Below are 16,468 nucleotides of genomic sequence, written 5' to 3'. Positions count from 1 at the left end.
AGTGAAGACGCTTTCTTCCCGCACGGATCCCGCAGAATTCGAGAGCAATGCCCAGGCCAACGCGCCCCTGCTGGCCGAACTGCACCAGCGCCTGGAGCGCGCAGCCCTTGGCGGATCGGAAAAATCCCGGCGCAGGCATGTCGAACGCGGCAAGCTGCTGCCCCGCGAACGCGTGGACCAGCTGCTTGATCAGGGATCCCCGTTCCTGGAGATTGCCCCGCTGGCTGCCGAGGACATGTACGGCGGGGCCAGCCCCGGCGCCGGAATGATCGCCGGCATCGGGCTGGTGCACGGCCGGCACGTGCTGGTCATCGCCAACGACGCCACCGTCAAGGGCGGCACCTACTTCCCGATGACGGTCAAGAAGCACCTGCGCGCCCAGGAAATCGCGCTGGAGAACCACCTGCCCTGCATCTACCTGGTCGATTCGGGCGGGGCCTTCTTGCCGATGCAGGATGAGGTCTTCCCGGACCGCGAGCACTTCGGGCGCATCTTCTACAACCAGGCGCAGCTCTCCGCGAAGAAAATCCCGCAGCTGGCCGCGGTGCTCGGCTCCTGCACCGCCGGCGGCGCCTACGTCCCGGCGATGAGCGACGAGAGCGTGATCGTGCGCAACCAGGGCACCATATTCCTCGGCGGCCCGCCGCTGGTGAAGGCAGCCATCGGCGAGATCGTCACCGCCGAGGAGCTGGGCGGCGGGGACCTGCACGCCAAGACCTCCGGGGTGGTGGACCACCTGGCCGAAAACGACGAGCACGCACTGATGATCATCCGCGATATCGTCTCCACCCTGCCGGCCAACCCGGCTCCGGCGTGGAACATCGAGAGCCAGGTGGCCGAGCCGCTCTACCCGGGCGGCGAGCTGGCCGGGGTCGTCCCGGTGGATGTCAACGCCCCCTACGACGTGCATGAGGTCATCGCCCGGCTGGTGGACGGCAGCAAGTTCCACGAGTTCAAGGCCGACTACGGCACCACCCTGGTCACCGGCTTTGCGCAGATCCACGGCCACCAGGTGGGGATCATCGCCAATAACGGGGTGCTCTTCTCCGAGTCCGCCATGAAGGGCGCGCACTTCATCGAGCTGTGCGACCAGCGCGGCATCCCGCTGGTCTTCCTGCAGAACCTGGCCGGCTTCATGGTGGGCCGCGACTACGAGGCCGGCGGCATCGCCAAGCACGGCGCCAAGATGGTCACCGCGGTGGCCACCGCCCGGGTCCCCAAGCTGACCGTGATCATCGGCGGCTCCTTCGGCGCCGGCAACTACTCCATGTGCGGGCGCGCCTATTCCCCGCGCTTCTTGTGGATGTGGCCCAACGCGCGCATCTCGGTGATGGGCGGCAACCAGGCATCCTCGGTGCTGGCCACCGTGAAGCGCGACGGGCTGGAAGCTTCCGGCGGCAGCTTCAGCGCCGAAGAAGAGGAAGCGTTCAAGGCCCCGATCCGCGAGCAGTACGAAACCCAGGGCAACCCGTACTATTCCACCGCGCGCTTGTGGGATGACGGGGTCATCGATCCGGCGGACACCCGAAGGGTGCTGGGCCTTGCCCTGGATGTCTGCGCCCGCACCGCAGTGCCGGAAACCAGCTTCGGCCTGTTCCGGATGTAGCCGAGGAGATCATGATGAACACAAACCTTTTTGATACGGTCCTGGTCGCCAATCGCGGAGAAATCGCGGTGCGCATTATCCGCACCCTGCGCGCCCTGGGCATTCGCTCGGTGGCCGTCTATTCCGACGCCGATGCCGGTGCACTGCATGTTGCCCACGCCGATACCGCCATCCGCCTTGGCGGAGCACCAGCCAATGAGAGCTACCTGGATATCAACGCGGTCATCAATGCGTGCAAGGCCAGCGGCGCCCAGGCGGTCCACCCGGGCTACGGCTTCCTGTCCGAAAACGTGGACTTCGCCCGCGCGCTGGAGGCTTCGGGGATTGCCTTCATCGGCCCTCCGGTGAACTCCATCAACCTCATGGGCGACAAGATCCGCTCCAAGAACCATGTGCTCTCCCACCAGGTTCCGGTGGTTCCCGGCATCGCGGAACCTGCGTTGAGCGATGAGCAGCTCATCCAGGCCGCCTCCGAGGTCGGCTTCCCGCTGCTGATCAAGCCATCGGCCGGTGGCGGCGGCAAGGGCATGTTCGCCGTCGAATCCGCAGCCCAGCTTCCCGAGGCGCTGGCCAGTGCCCGGCGCACCGCACGCAATGCCTTTGGCGACGACACCTTGTTCCTTGAACGGCTGGTGCGCAATCCACGGCACATCGAAGTGCAGATCCTGGCTGACGCCCACGGCAATACGGTGCACCTCGGCGAGCGCGAGTGCTCGCTGCAGCGCCGCCACCAAAAGGTCATCGAGGAAGCCCCCGCCCCGCTGTTCGAGAACCTGGAGCATGGGGCGCAGATCCGCGAACGCATCGGAGCTGCCGCGATCGCGGCGGCGCAATCGGTGGGATATGTGGGGGCTGGCACCGTGGAGTTCCTGGCCAGCGACCAGAACCCCGACGAGTTCTTCTTCATGGAAATGAATACCCGCCTGCAGGTGGAGCACCCGGTCACCGAAGAAGTGGTGCGGGTCAATGGGCAGAAGCTTGATCTGGTGGATTGGCAGGTGCGCATCGCCGCCGGGCAGCCGCTGGACTTCACCCAGGACCAGGTCGGCCTCGTTGGACACGCCATCGAGGCGCGCCTGTACGCCGAAGACCCTGCCGCCGGCTTCCTGCCCTCGACGGGCACGGTGCTGCAGGTGCGCGAGCCGGCCGGAGTGCGCGTGGACAGCTCGCTGCGCGACGGGCTGGAAATCAGCGCCCACTACGATCCGATGCTCGCCAAGGTGATCGCTTGGGGCACGCATCGCGCCGAAGCTGTGGCCCGCCTGGACCGCGCGCTGGCCGAGACCGTCGTGCTGGGCGTGCTGACCAACAGCGAATACCTGCGCTTGCTCCTGGCCGACGAGGATGTCATTGCCGGCGCACTGGATACGAACCTGATTGAACGCAAGATGGAGCAGTTCAGCTTCCGCGAATCCGGCCCGCTCGAGCTGGCGCTGGCCGCGCATCTGGACTACCTGAGACGGCCTGCCAGCACCAGCCCCTGGGGCCTGCGCGATGGCTGGCGGGCTCAACACCACCACCCGATCACCCGGCACTTCGACACCGGGCACACCCAGGCCGCAACCTCCCTGCTCGTCACTCCCGAGGGCAACAAGGTCAGCGTCGGCGGCCAGGAGCACTTCATCCGGGAGCTCGGCTCGGGCCTTGAGATCAACGGGGTGCGCTGCGGAATCCAGCACGCCTGGGACGCCGACGGCACACTGTGGCTGAGCGATCGCGGCTGGAGTGCGTCGCTGCGCGCGCTGCCTCGCGAAGAGGTGCTGGAGCGCCAGCTGGAGGGCCTCGCCAAGGAATCTGGCAGCTATCGCCCCGAGGTGCTCTCCCCGATGCCCGGCACCGTCATCTCGGTCCAGGCCGCCGACGGCCAGCAGGTAGCCGCCGGCCAGCTGCTGGCCATCGTGGAAGCGATGAAAATGGAGCATCAGCTGCTGGCCCCGGCCGATGGAATCGTGCGCCTGCCGGCGTTGAAGGCCGGTGACCTCGTCAAGGCCAAGCAGGTCATCGCCACCGTGGAACCACTGCACACCGAGGACAAGGAGCGTTTGGCATGAGCGGGCAAAGGATCGAACAGCGCGGGCTGTATTTCGACGAGCTGGTCCTGGGCGCCACCTACGCCCACAAGCCGGGGCGCACCTTGAGCGAAGCGGATAACATCGCCTTCACCACGATGACCATGAACAACCAGGGGCTGCACCTGGATGCCGCCTGGGCCGCCACCCAGCCCTTTGGCAGGCCCCTGGTGAATTCGCTGCTGACGCTGAGCACCATGATCGGCCAGTCGGTGGCGCAGTTGACCGAGGGCACCATCATCGGCCAGCTGGGGATCAATGATGTGCGCTTCCCGCATCCGATGTTCCACGGCGACACCCTGTACACCGAAACCGAGATCACCGAGCTGCGCCCCTCGAAATCCAGGCCCGGCCAAGGCCTGGCCTCGATGACCCACACCGGGCGCAACCAGCACGGCGAGGTAGTCGCTACCGCCACGCGCACCTGCCTGATGTGGACCAAACAGGCCCATGAAGATTCCAAGAAGGCGGCGGACGATGAGTGAATTCCTGATGGGCCCGGCCATCCTGTTCTGCCCCGCCGACCGGCCCGAACGCTATGCCAAGGCGGCGGGCCGCGCCGATGCGGTGATCATCGACCTCGAAGATGCCGTTGCCCAGGAGAACAAGGGGGCCGCCCGGCTTGCTCTGCGCGAAAGCTGCCTGGATCCTGCCCGCACCATCGTGCGCGTGAACCCCGTGGATACCGGGCACTTCGCAAAGGACCTCGAAGCGCTGCAGCACACCAGCTACACCACCGTGATGCTGCCCAAGGTCCAGTCCGGTGCACAACCGGCCCGGCTTGCGGACTATGACGTCGTGGCACTGTGCGAAACGGCCGCTGGCATTGCCCATGCGGCGCAGATTGCGGCGGCGGAGAATGTGGTGGCCTTGATGTGGGGTGCCGAGGATCTGGTCGCCTCGCTGGGCGGGACCTCCTCGCGCCATGACGATGGCAGCTACCGCCAGGTGGCCAGCTTCGCCCGTTCCCAGGTGCTGATCCACGCGGCCGCGCAGGGCAAGGCAGCCATCGACTCGGTGTATCTGGATATCCCGGACCGTGAAGGACTATTCCTGGAATCCCAGGATGCCAAGGCCTCGGGATTCGCGGCCAAAGCATCGATCCACCCGAGCCAGATGCAGATCATCCGCCAGGCCTACGCGCCGACCGCCGCCGAGGTGCAATTGGCCAAGCGAATCCTTGCCGAGGCAGAACTGCACCCGGGGGCCTTTTCCCTGGACGGGAAAATGGTGGATGAACCACTGCTCATCCAAGCCCGTGCAACCTTGGATCGCGCAGGCAACTTGGCCTAGGGCATTGCGGCGTGGCAGCAGGCCGGCAACGCTGAAGAATTCCGGAATCCCACCTGGTACGCGCCACGGCGTCCTCGGCTAAACTGGCCGTGCGCGCCTCGTGAACGAAAGCTCGAGCAAGATCGTGGTGGCCGCCCACGGTTCAGAGGCCGGGTCCAACCAACCGGTCCCCCTGGCCAATTGCATCATTGTCGTTTCCCCACCCTTGAAAGCGAGCACGTATTGGCCCTGCCATCGCTGGAAGTACGCCTATTTCGCACTGCCGACGCAGAGTTTTTTGCCACCTTGGCTTCGGATGAACGCGTAGTTCGCTTTATCGGTTTTGGGCAGCCCTGGAATCAGCAGGACATCGACTCGTGCGTCGAGGCCGCCTTGCAGAACCAGGATCTCAATCAAGTCGGCACATCGCGTTGGTTTGTGGCCACCATGGCCAAGCAACCGGTCGGCCTGATCTTTTCCACTCGGCAGGAAAGCAGTATCGAAATTGGGTACTGGGTATCACCGGCGCACTGGGGACACGGCATTGGCGGGCAAATGCTCAATCGCGCCATGGCCATGGTTCCTGGACTCTTCGGCGCCACAACCTTGAGTGCCGGAGTCGCCCCGGGCAATACGGTGTCCGCAACCCTACTGGCCAACCGCGGATTTGTTCTGAAAGACGGCACTGATGAACTGGACCAGTACCTATTGGACTTGCGCTCGCAGTGAGCAGCAACCCCGTGGGTTGCCCCTCCAGGCTGGTTCGCTTTCTATACTGCTAGCATGACCTACCCTCCTGCCTCCGCTTTCGGACTCGGCGCGTGGCCTCGCGAGCCAGGCACAGCCTTGGCGCAAGCATCCGCCTTGCCCAGCGGTGCCACTTCATCTTTTGTGATTCTGAGTGAGACTCACGCCATAGACGTTTCCACGGAGTGGGAACCTCATTTCCACGATGCCCATGAGCTGCTGTGGGCACGCGAGGGAACACTGACCGCCCAGATCGAGGGACAGATTTTTACCGTTTCCGAAGGGTATGGCCTTTGGATTCCGGCCAGGAAGCTCCACGGCGGGCGGCTGACAGCGCGCATCAAGCTCTTTAGCGCCTTCTTCGCACCCGAACGATCTTCCGCTTCGTTCAGGAACCCAACGGTCATCACGATGGAGCCTTTGCTGGAGTCCCTATTGGTGCATTTGTCCCAGAAGAATCTGGATGAAGCGGCGAGAGCCAGGGCAGAATCGGTCGTTTTTGACGTGCTCAAACCCTCAGAGAATGAATTTGCACTGCGCCTGCCCGATGATCCACGAATCAGCGCCATGGCCGACCAGTTGCTCGCAGACCCCGCAGATCAGCGTTCCCTTGATCAGTGGGCTGTAGACAGCGGGGTTAGCGCCCGCACCATTACACGCGCCTTCCGGGAATCCACGGGGCTGTCTTTCGCTCAGTGGCGCCAAGCGGTGAAAATCCATCGCGCCTTGGAATTGCTGGCTAGCGGCGAGAGTGTTCAGGACGTCTCGGATCTTTTGGGCTACGCTCAGCCGAGCACTTTTATCGATGCTTTTCGGCGCATTATGGGATGCACGCCTGGCGTATTCACTAGTGGCAACGCGGATATTTGACCGAAAAACCTGACTGCATGTCGAGAATCATCGATTGCCGACATTGTTGAGTTAACTTAGACTTACCTAAGTGAAAATCCATACTCGCCACGGACGTATTTTGTCCTTTGAACACGCATGCCAGCTGTCATGAGCGCGACCACAGGCAGCATGCACGCAGAGAATGTTGTGCTGCGCTACGGCAAGCAGACTGTTGTCGAGAACGCGTCAATCAGGTTATCCCCGGGTGAAATCACCGCGCTCATCGGCCCCAATGGCAGCGGCAAGTCCACCTTGCTACGCTCCATGGCAAGATTGCACGAGCACTCCGCGGGGACAATCACGCTTACCGGCCCCCAAGGCCAGCCCCGCGAAATCAGTACCCTGAGCGGTCGTGACTTCGCCCGGGAAGTCACACTCTTTGCCCAGTCCCATGCCACGCCGGAGGGATTATCCGTGGCAGATATTGTTGCTTTTGGCCGGCATCCGCACCGGCGGGGTTTCGCTGGGCTGTCAATTGCAGACCGCGCCGCTATCGCCGAAGCCATGGACCTCACCGGCACCACCAGCATGTCTCGCAAAGCCGCGGGTGAGCTCTCCGGTGGTGAACTACAACGCGTCTGGCTAGCCGTGTGCCTCGCCCAGCAAGCCAACATGGTGCTCCTGGACGAGCCAATCAACCATCTGGACTTGAGATATCAAGTCGAGACCCTGGATCTGGTCCATGATCTCGCCCGGGATAGCGCGCTGGCCATTGGCATCGTGCTACATGACCTCAACCAGGCGGCGGCCCTCGCCGACATCCTGGTACTGATGAAACACGGCCGTGTTTATGCCACTGGAACCCCTCGCGAAGTTCTCACCGCGGAAAACCTCACGGAGGTCTATGAGATCGCCGTCCAGGTGCATACAGATGCAGCTAGCGGAATGCTTCGTGTTGAACCGGTCAGCCGCCATCGTCGCGGCTGATCCTCGCTTCCACCTTTCACCCCACTAAACACCAAGGAAAACTCATGCCTGCACTCGCGCGTAGCGCCGTCACCAGCCTGGCGGGACTCGCCCTGCTCCTCTCCGCAACCGCCTGTGGCGTCACCGATACCTCAAGCTCGGCGGCCGCTCCAAGCACCACGGTCGCTTCGGCCAGCTGCGCCGAGGACAAAACAAAGACCAGCACGGATCCGGTGTCAATGACCGATGATCTAGGGCGAACCCTGGAACTTGAAAAACCAGCCGAACGTGTGGTTGTCCTTGAATGGCAGGAAATCGAAGATGCACTGACTTTATGCGTGAACCCTGTGGGTGTCGCTTCCCCGGAAGGCTACAACACCTATGTCACTGCTGAAAAACTGCCCGAAGGCGTTGAATCGGTCGGTGAGCGTGGCGAGCCAGACCTGGATTCCATCTACGCGCTCAACCCGGATTTGATCATTGTGGACGCATTCAGCGAGGACGACCCCGTGCTCTCCCAGCTCGACAAGGGAGATGTCCCCGTCCTGGCGCTGAAGGGCAACGATTCTTCAGATCCCATTGGCAACATGAAGAACGTCTTCTCCCAGGTCGCGAAGGCCACCGGCCGCACCGAACGCGCCGAGGCCGTCTTGGAAGAATTCGATGCCCATCTAGCCCAGAAGAAGCAGGAAGTAGCAGATGTGCAACCTCAAACAACTGACTTCCTGTTCTTTGACGGTTGGGTTGAAGGATCGAATCTCACTATCCGGCCATATACCGATGGGGCGCTGTTCACTGAACTGGGCAAAGAGCTGGGACTGACTCCGGCTTGGAACGACGATGTTAATAAGTCCTTCGGTTCAGGTGGCGTCAACAAGGAGTACGGACTGGCTCAGACCGACGTAGAAGGCCTGGCCGGTGTCGGCGAAGCCAATCTTTTCTACTCCGCTGATGCCGGTACCGGCTGGAGCACCGAACTTGAATCCAGCAAGATCTGGAAGAACCTGACCGCAGTCAAGGAAGGGCGAACCTTCCAGTTCCCGAACATCTGGGGTGCCGGTGGACCAAAGTCCACGAGCCAAGCTGTAGATGCTTTTGCCAACGCACTCACTTCCGCCTCGGAAGCCAAGTAGTCCGCCGCTGCAATGAACACCGCTGAAAAAACCGCAGAGCCACCAGTTCACCCCGGGAACCCCGCTGCCCCGGCTCGCGAGATGCAACCATTGGCTGTTCCGGCCAACGGCACTCACCTCGCGGCCGGAGCAGGAGTGCTGGCAACTTTGCTTGCAGCAGTGCTCATGGTCGGTGCGTGGCATCTGACTCAGGGCACTTCCGGGATAGGACTCTCTGAATTATTGCGGGCCTTGATCGGAGACGGCACCAGCGTAGGAGGAGTCCAGGCCTCTGAGATTTTCACTGGTTCCCGCCTGCCACGTCTTTGCGCAGGGGCCGCAGTAGGACTTGCCCTGGGCGTTGCCGGTTCATTGCTGCAATCAGTCACCCGTAATCCCTTGGCCTCGCCGGATACCCTAGCGGTCACTTCCGGCGCCTATTTCGCGCTGTGCATTGTGGCAGCCCTCGGACTTAGCCTGTCCACCCTGGTATCCAGTGCAGTGGCTTTTGCCGGTGGCCTATTAGCTGCCGGAACTGTACTGGCACTTGCTGGCCGGAGCACTGGGGGCGCCACCACGCGGCTAATCCTGGCTGGTTCAGCGATTGCGATGGCGCTAGAAGCTGGCAGCGGAATGATCCTGTTGCTCTTCAAGGAAAACACCACAGGATTGTACGCCTGGGGTTCGGGCTCGCTAGCTCAGTTGAATCTGGACGCGTTTTTGCGCAGCCTTCCGGTGATGCTGGTGGCCTTGGCCATGTGCCTCCTGCTCTCACGCAGGCTAGACGTCCTCTCCCTCGGGGATGACAATGCGATGGTTCTAGGAGTTCCAGTTCGCTCCACTCGCATCTTGGCTCTGCTATGCGCGGTGCTCCTCACCGGTGTTTCAGTTTCACTTGCCGGGCCCATTGCATTTGTGGGGCTCGGCGCTCCGGTCCTGGCCCGTTTGCTTTCACGCAGGCTCGTGGTGCTGCGCCGCCAGCTCTTTCTGCTCCCGGCCACCGGCTTGATCGGCGCCCTGCTGATTCTGCTGGCCGATGTGGTGCTCCGGACACTGCTCGGCGCGCAGGGGGCGGCATCCATTCCAACCGGTGTTCCCACTGCGGTGTTGGGCGGAGTGCTGATCGTCATTCTCGCTCTCAGGCTTCCTGAAGCGTCCCATGCCCGCAACCGACTGCAGGTGGCCAGCGCATTGCGCAGCCGCTGGCGCTTCGCATTCGCCCTTGCACTGGGTCTCGCCCTGCTCATCGTAGTGGCGGTGCTTGGACTGCTATCGGGAAGCATCATGCTGCGTCTGGGAGATTTGGCACTCTGGCTCCAAGATGCCGCCCCGGCACTGATCGAAAGGGCCTTCTCCGAACGGGCGCCACGAACCACGGCGGCGTTGTGCGCTGGAGCCGCCCTGGGACTAGCGGGATGCCTGGTGCAGGGTACGGTACGCAATCCACTGGCAGAACCCGGGATTCTGGGCATCACCGCAGGAGCGGGCCTGGGCGCAGCCATTGTCGTCACCGTTTTTGGCGGTTCCCGATCCTTGTTGGTGATTTTTGCGGTGGTTGCTGGCTTGGCGACCTTCGCCCTCGTCGCGTCACTAGCGTGGCGGCGAGGTTTCTCCCCTGAAAGGTTTGTGCTGATCGGCATCGGCACGGGGTACGCGCTCTCGGCGCTCACCACCTATTTGCTGTTGAGCATCAATTCATGGGAAACGCCGAGGATCTACACCTGGCTCTCCGGTTCGAGCTACGGCAGGGAATTCGCCGATGTCATCCCGGTGGCCATAATGCTCCTGCTTGCGCTTCCGATAGTCCTGCTCATGAGCCGAACCCTCGATCTGCTCGCCGTTGACGAGGATCTGCCCACGACGCTGGGGGTCGCCACTGCGCGGACCCGGCTCGTCGCCCTGGCCCTTGCAGCTGTGCTGGCTGCACTCAGCGTCGTGGCCATCGGCGTTGTCGGTTTCGTCGGACTGGTTGCTCCGCACCTGGCCCGTTCATTGGTCGGCTCACGGCACCACCGGCTGATTCCGGTATCGATCCTCTTCGGAGCATTCCTTGTCGCCCTGGCCGACGCACTGGGACGTACCATCATTGCTCCGGCCCAAATTCCAGCGGGCCTGGTCGTGTCCCTCCTTGGAACCCCCTATTTCATCTGGTTGCTCTACCGCTCGCGCGGTTAAGTTTCGCCCGAAAATCGGCTCCACGTTCAGCATCGCCTAGGAAAGAATCCATGTCCCAGCACACCGCGCCCGATGTCATTGTCCAAGACTTCGCCACCTCGTGTCATGAAGACCGTCTGAAGCATCTAGGCCCTCTGGATGATGCCTGGAAACGTGGCCTTTCTGCGTCTTCCGCGCGGGTATTAACCGTTCAAGCAGCCGACGGTACCGTCAATGGCGGTGCGTTGCTTACTGCCCGTTCGGCCGGTGCCTACGTGAAAATTTCCAGCGTGCTTGCGCGTACGGCAGCGCACCGGGAACAGGTTATACGGGGAGTCCTCGATTATGCTCGGCAGCAAGGCCTGGCCTGCATCAAATGGGAGATGTGGACAGAATATCCCGAACTATTTGCCTTGGCTGAGGACCTCGGATTCCAGCGTCTGCCCGCTCCCCGGCGCACCGGGCAGACTGCCTGCCCCGCACCGCTGGCCGGTTACGTCCATTGGCTCAATCCAGTCCAATACATCCAGAGCCCGCATTACCAGCAAAGCGAGAACTTCACGTGCGCAGCGGTCGCGGCGCTCGTTGCGCACCAAGAAACTTCCAAGATCGACTCCCTTGAAAAGCTGCGTATTGCGGAGCTGGCGCTGTGGCGCCAGGCGACCAACTTCATGGCCTGCGAGCCGATTGAATTGGGCTTGGCCTTGACCCAGCGCTGGCCACAGAGCTTGGTCTCAGTGTGGCTGGATACCGACCAGCCGGTCATGGTGGACTATTATTCTCAGACGGAACGTGATTGGCGCGGAATCCTCCAGCGGCAATCACGGCTACGCGCCGAAACCGCGGGGCTAGCCATGCACGCCAAACGCCTGGAAATGTCTCAGATCAGTGATGCGGTAGCCAACGGCGCCCAGGTGCTGCTGCTGGTATCGCTGGAAAAGATGCTTGGTTTCGACGTTCCGCATTGGATACTCTGCCACGGGATAGCAGTCACTGCACAAAGCCCTGTACTGATTGTGGAAGATTCGTGGGTGAATCATGGCAGCTCCGAAAGCTGGGTCGATGCGACTTCTCTGCCCATCACGCTGCAGGAATTGGATGCCATGTCTGTGCTTGAAGATGGCAGATATCGGGCCGCTCTTGTCCTGGCCCAGTGCGCAGACAGAAACCGGGATCCGGAGTCCGGAGTGGGAATACGATCATCCACGGCTTAGGCTGCAACGGCATCGCCTCGGTATTCCAAAGGTGCCACGCAAAAGGCCTTGCTGATTTGCCTGGCGCACCGGCAGCGATGAACACGGCAGTCTGCTCCCTTCCGCATTTGCTGGTGCCCTAGAAAGGCGCCGCGGTGCGCACCAGCTGCACGCCGAGGTCGATTGCTCCTCGCATCGCCACTTCGGCGCCCAAGGTGGACGTGGTCAGCTGGACACAGGTCAGGGCCGGCTCCTGGGCGAGCTCGCGCTGGGCGATAGCAACCACCGGCTGAAGGATTTCTGCCATCGCGCCGGAGAGCACCACGCGCTCCAACCCGGCAAAACCGGAAATGACGGCACTGATCCGAGCCAGCCGTGCCCCCAGGGATTCCAGGATTTCCTGGGCCAGCTGGTCGTCTTGCGCAGCGGCATGGAAGACGTCTTCCGCGCGCAAGGAATCCGCGTCCAGCAGGGCCAAGCTGCTGCTGGCACCTTTGGACAAGGCCGCCTTGGCTTGTTCGCGAGCCAGATAGCCCAATCCGTGGGCATCCCCCACGCCGGCAACATGCGCAAGGAATCGCATTTCCCCTGCCAGCCCTTTGGCCCCGCGCAGCAGGTGGTTGTCAACCACCACACCGGCACCGATGCGCTCGCCAACCATCAATGAGGCAAAGGAACCATCGGTGCCGTCTGCCAGTTCGGCGATGGCGGCCAGATTCGCGTCGTTTTCAATCCTCAACAGGTGCGTGTATTTGCCGAGCGCGGCTTTCCACTTCGGGTTCATGCTGGCCCAGAAGCCATTGTCATCATCCGGAGAGGCACCGTTCGAGTCAACCGGCGCGGGAACACCGATCACCACGGCCGCGAGCTTGTCCACCTTGACTTCGGCCAGCACGCCGGCCAGCAGCTTTTCGGTAATTTCGACGCGATGGCGCCCCGAGGCCAGCGGGTCGAGAATTGCCTCGGCACGGGTTTGCGCAGTGCCCCGCAGATCGCTGAGCGTCAGGCTGATGCGGTGCTGGCCCGCGTCGATCCCTGCAATGAAGCGATGTGTCCGGTTCAGTTCATAGCGCAGTGCCGGTCGCCCCTTGGAATAGGCTCCGGCAGCCCGGGTGTCCTTGGCCTCGGTGAGCCAGCCGGATTCAACCAGCTCTTTTGCCTGGTTGAGAACTGTTGCACGGGTCAAACCGGTCAGTGAAATGAGTTCACTGGCGGTCACGGCCTCGCGGTCCCATGCGGCGTCCAGAACGCGCTGGGTGTTTAGGCGGCGCAACGCGCTGGCGCTTTCTGCGGACTGGGTTCCCAGCGCATCAAGATTTTTCACTGAACTCACGTTCAAAGTATAGACGGCACTTTATTTAGATGCTAAATTTACTTCGAAAATAAAGTGCTCTACCTCACTTCACCACTGGAGATGCCGATGAACTTTGGATCAAGTGCCTTGTCTCGACCCCTGAAACGGCGGTCGTTCATTGCATCGATGATGGCGGCCGGAACACTGGCAATGACCGGTTGCAGCAGCAGCGAGACCCGAGTGACCCTTCGCTTCAACCAGTCCAAGCCGGAAGTGGTTCCCTACTTCAGGGATCTGCTGGCGCAGTTCAACGCGTCCCAGAAAACGGTGAACGCAACCCACGAAGTCACCGCCGGGCTCTCGGCAGCGTTTGCCCGCAACGATCCGCCGGATTTAGGCTGCCTCAACTACAACTTTGAAATGGCGCGGTTCCAGGAACGCGGGGCGCTTTCGGATCTCTCTGATCTGCCACAGCAGAAGATGAATGCACCGTTCATCAAGCAATTGCTGGATCTCTACCCGGACTACCCTGGGCGGACATCTGTGTTGCCCTATTCGATGATGGGCGCCGCAGTGCTCTACAACAAGGACATTTTCGAGAAGCACGATCTTGCCATCCCGACTCGATATTCCGAGCTGCTGGAGCTTTGCGGGGAACTGGAGGACCTGGGCATCACGCCCATCTACTCCACCTTCAAGGACGCGTGGACGGTGTCACAGGGATTAGCTGACTACACCTTGGGCGGGGCCATCGACATCAACCAGCATTTTGCCGAGCTGCGCGAACTCGGTTCCGACTTCACCCCCGGCTCCGCCGCAGCTTTTTCACAAGCCTTCGCCGAACCGCTGCTCAAGATGCAAGAACTGGCCAAGTTCTCCAATCCGGATGCCGCCAATCGCGGCTACGGCGATGGCAACCTTGCCTTCGCAAATGGCCAGGCCGCCATGTACCTGCAAGGCCCATGGGCACTGCCCGAAATCGCCAAGACCAATCCCGATGCCAATATCGGCACCTTCCCCTTGCCAATGACCGAAGACCCCGACGACCTGAAAATCAGGGTCAACCTCGACTTGGCGCTATGGATCCCCGAACAATCCGACCACCAGGCCGAAGCGCGTGAACTTCTCGCCTTCCTTTGCCAACCCGGAATCCAAAATGCCTACAACGAATCAGCCCTCGGTTTTGGTGTTCGTTCCGACTCGCCGCCGACTAAAGACCCGCGCCTGAAGCAGATGCAGCCGTATATCGATGCCGGGCGCCTCTACCAGGGCGTCTCGACCGCGATTCCGCGCACCCTCCCCTTCGAAAACTACATGCAGGGACTGGTCGCCGGCGGCAGCGTGGAACAAACCCTAGCGACCCTCGACGCGGACTGGGCCCGGCTGGCCCAACGCAGCTAGCCAGCCCAGGAGGAATCTCAATGACACTCACCGCCCCAGCCAAGCCCAGCAGCGGCAAAAAGCACGCTGCCCCTGCCCAACCCGTGAAACGGCAACGAATCGATGCTACCTATTTCGGGTTCCTTGTCCCTGCCCTGATCTGTTTTACGATCGCCATTGCCGTTCCCGCGATCATGGGCATTTTCTTCAGCTTCACCGACTCGGTGGGGTTCGGGGACTACAACATCATCGGCCTGGCCAATTACGCCGCGCTGTTTACCGATCCCGCCATTATCGGCGCCTACAGCTTCACCATCGGTTTCGCTTTGGTGACCGTGGTGCTGACCAATGCGCTGGCATTCCTCCTGGCGGTCGGGCTTACAGCGCAGATCCGGGCACGCGTCGCTTTGCGAACCATCTTTGTGATGCCCATGGTTATTTCAGGAATTGTCATCGCCTATGTTTTCAACTTCTTGTTCTCCAACACCTTGCCCACAGTGGGCGAGCATCTGGGCATAGAGGTCCTCAACTCGTCGTTGCTCTCGAACCCGGATCTCGCCTGGCTGTCGATCGTCATCGTCACCGCCTGGCAGGCCATCCCCTCGGCCATGCTGATCTACATTGCAGGCCTCATGGCGATCCCCTACGACTTATACGAAGCCTCATCCCTGGACGGCGCCAGCGCTATCGGACAGCTCATGCATGTCACGCTGCCGCTGATGGTTGGCTATATCGGGATCAACGTCATTATCGGCTTCAAGAATTTCCTGGGTGCCTACGACATTATTGTCGGCCTGACCAATGGCGGCCCGGGAGTGAAAACCCGGTCCATTGCCATGACCATTTTCACCGGATTCGAGCGCGGTGACTACGCCTACCAGATGGCCAATGCCACGGTCTTCTTCATCATTTCGCTGATTATCGCGCTCTTGCAGTTGCGCCTGACCAACAAGGGACAAGCAAAATGAGCCTCAGTTTGCAACAACGACTCAACAAGCGCTCCCGCTCGCGTGTCGGACGGGAACGCACCAATTGGTGGGCTACCGGAATATTGGGGATCTGCGCGCTGGCGGTTCTGGCACCCCTCTTCGTCACCGTCTCGATGGCTTTCAAATCTGCCAAGCAGGCCGTGGACGGCAAGGCCTTCTCGCTGCCAAAGCCCTTCTCGATTGAAGGATTCACGGCGGCATGGGACCTGGTCAACTTTCCGCGCGCCTTCACCATCTCGCTGGTGATTACCCTCGTAGCAGTCCTTGGCGCGGTACTCGTCGCTTCCATGGCTTCCTATGCGATCCACCGCAACTGGAGCAAGCGCTTCTACCGCTTCAGCTTCTACTACCTCCTGGGAGCGATGTTCCTCCCGTTCCCGGTCTTGGCGCTATCCCAGGTCAAGCTCACCGGGCTCTTCGGGCTGGATAATCCGGCAGGTGTTGCCATCCTGCACGTCATGTTCGGGCTGTCATTCAACGTCCTGCTCTTCACGTCCTTCCTGCGGGGCCTGCCCGGAGAACTGGAGGAAAGCGCGCGGATCGACGGAGCCAGCAACTGGACAACCTATTGGCGGATCATCTTCCCGCTCTTGGCTCCAATGAGTGCCACGGTGGCAATCTTCGCTTTCCTCTCGTCGTGGAACGACTTCATGATGCCATCGCTGATTATCGCCGAGCAGGCGGACCAGACCCTGCCCGTGGTGCAGCAGCTGTTCCAAACCCAGTTCTCGAATAACTACCACGTGTCCTTTGCCTCCTACCTGATGGCCATGGCCCCCAGCGTAGTTGCCTACCTGTTCACCCAGCGCTGGGTGATGTCAGGACTGACCCAAGGCGCCGTTAAATCCTGAAACC

Annotated in this window: 14 protein-coding genes; 13 read left to right on the top strand and 1 reads right to left on the bottom strand. The window is 61.6% G+C overall.

Going from position 1 to position 16,468, the window contains the following annotated elements; translation table 11 throughout:
- The first annotated feature begins 1 nt into the window (after position 1).
- From H6F58_RS00615 to H6F58_RS00570, 10 genes are all read left to right on the top strand, one after another.
- The gene (locus H6F58_RS00615) at positions 2 to 1,606 is read left to right on the top strand and encodes a carboxyl transferase domain-containing protein (protein ID WP_195180844.1); all 1,605 of its coding nucleotides are present in this window, start codon (positions 2 to 4) and stop codon (positions 1,604 to 1,606) included.
- An 11-nt stretch (positions 1,607 to 1,617) separates the two neighbouring features.
- Positions 1,618 to 3,657 (top strand): biotin carboxylase N-terminal domain-containing protein, encoded by a 2,040-nt coding sequence (locus H6F58_RS00610; protein WP_195180843.1) that lies wholly within the window; start codon positions 1,618 to 1,620, stop codon positions 3,655 to 3,657.
- Positions 3,654 to 4,160: a MaoC family dehydratase gene (locus tag H6F58_RS00605; protein ID WP_146276937.1), complete on the top strand. Its 507-nt coding sequence runs from the start codon at positions 3,654 to 3,656 to the stop codon at positions 4,158 to 4,160. Before H6F58_RS00610 ends, H6F58_RS00605 begins: the two co-directional genes overlap by 4 nt.
- Positions 4,153 to 4,968, top strand: a complete 816-nt coding sequence (locus H6F58_RS00600; RefSeq protein ID WP_195180842.1) for a CoA ester lyase — start codon at positions 4,153 to 4,155, stop codon at positions 4,966 to 4,968. Before H6F58_RS00605 ends, H6F58_RS00600 begins: the two co-directional genes overlap by 8 nt.
- 222 nt (positions 4,969 to 5,190) lie before the next feature.
- Positions 5,191 to 5,676, top strand: coding sequence for a GNAT family N-acetyltransferase (locus H6F58_RS00595; RefSeq protein WP_195180841.1), 486 nt, complete (start codon positions 5,191 to 5,193; stop codon positions 5,674 to 5,676).
- Positions 5,677 to 5,730: 54 nt separating this feature from the next.
- The gene (locus tag H6F58_RS00590; protein WP_195180840.1) at positions 5,731 to 6,564 is read left to right on the top strand and encodes an AraC family transcriptional regulator; all 834 of its coding nucleotides are present in this window, start codon (positions 5,731 to 5,733) and stop codon (positions 6,562 to 6,564) included.
- Between the two features lie 129 nt (positions 6,565 to 6,693).
- Positions 6,694 to 7,512: an ABC transporter ATP-binding protein gene (locus H6F58_RS00585; protein ID WP_206693373.1), complete on the top strand. Its 819-nt coding sequence runs from the start codon at positions 6,694 to 6,696 to the stop codon at positions 7,510 to 7,512.
- A 44-nt stretch (positions 7,513 to 7,556) separates the two neighbouring features.
- Entirely contained in the window at positions 7,557 to 8,624 is a 1,068-nt protein-coding gene (locus tag H6F58_RS00580) for an iron-siderophore ABC transporter substrate-binding protein (protein WP_195180838.1), read from the top strand.
- Positions 8,625 to 8,636: 12 nt separating this feature from the next.
- Positions 8,637 to 10,778, top strand: coding sequence for an iron ABC transporter permease (locus tag H6F58_RS00575; RefSeq protein ID WP_195180837.1), 2,142 nt, complete (start codon positions 8,637 to 8,639; stop codon positions 10,776 to 10,778).
- A gap of 50 nt (positions 10,779 to 10,828) precedes the next feature.
- Positions 10,829 to 11,971, top strand: coding sequence for a peptidase C39 family protein (locus H6F58_RS00570; protein WP_195180836.1), 1,143 nt, complete (start codon positions 10,829 to 10,831; stop codon positions 11,969 to 11,971).
- Between the two features lie 118 nt (positions 11,972 to 12,089).
- On the opposite strand, the gene H6F58_RS00565 is transcribed toward H6F58_RS00570, so the two are convergent.
- A complete protein-coding gene (locus H6F58_RS00565; RefSeq protein ID WP_348536349.1) occupies positions 12,090 to 13,283 on the bottom strand; it encodes an ROK family protein in 1,194 nt (397 codons plus the stop codon).
- Positions 13,284 to 13,370: 87 nt separating this feature from the next.
- On the opposite strand from H6F58_RS00565, the gene H6F58_RS00560 reads away from it, so the two are divergent.
- The 3 genes from H6F58_RS00560 to H6F58_RS00550 are packed head-to-tail and all read left to right on the top strand — an operon-like array spanning position 13,371 to position 16,464.
- Positions 13,371 to 14,645 (top strand): ABC transporter substrate-binding protein, encoded by a 1,275-nt coding sequence (locus tag H6F58_RS00560; RefSeq protein WP_195180835.1) that lies wholly within the window; start codon positions 13,371 to 13,373, stop codon positions 14,643 to 14,645.
- A gap of 20 nt (positions 14,646 to 14,665) precedes the next feature.
- The gene (locus H6F58_RS00555) at positions 14,666 to 15,592 is read left to right on the top strand and encodes a sugar ABC transporter permease (protein WP_195180834.1); all 927 of its coding nucleotides are present in this window, start codon (positions 14,666 to 14,668) and stop codon (positions 15,590 to 15,592) included.
- Entirely contained in the window at positions 15,589 to 16,464 is an 876-nt protein-coding gene (locus tag H6F58_RS00550) for a carbohydrate ABC transporter permease (protein WP_060703053.1), read from the top strand. The genes H6F58_RS00555 and H6F58_RS00550 overlap by 4 nt, the downstream gene beginning before the upstream one ends.
- Positions 16,465 to 16,468 lie beyond the last annotated feature (4 nt).

Source organism: Glutamicibacter sp. FBE19 (assembly GCF_015524875.1).
Taxonomy (GTDB): Bacteria; Actinomycetota; Actinomycetes; order Actinomycetales; family Micrococcaceae; genus Glutamicibacter; species Glutamicibacter halophytocola.
The sequence above is the reverse complement of the archived record's forward strand: the minus strand, read 5'-3'. Positions and strand labels throughout refer to the sequence as shown.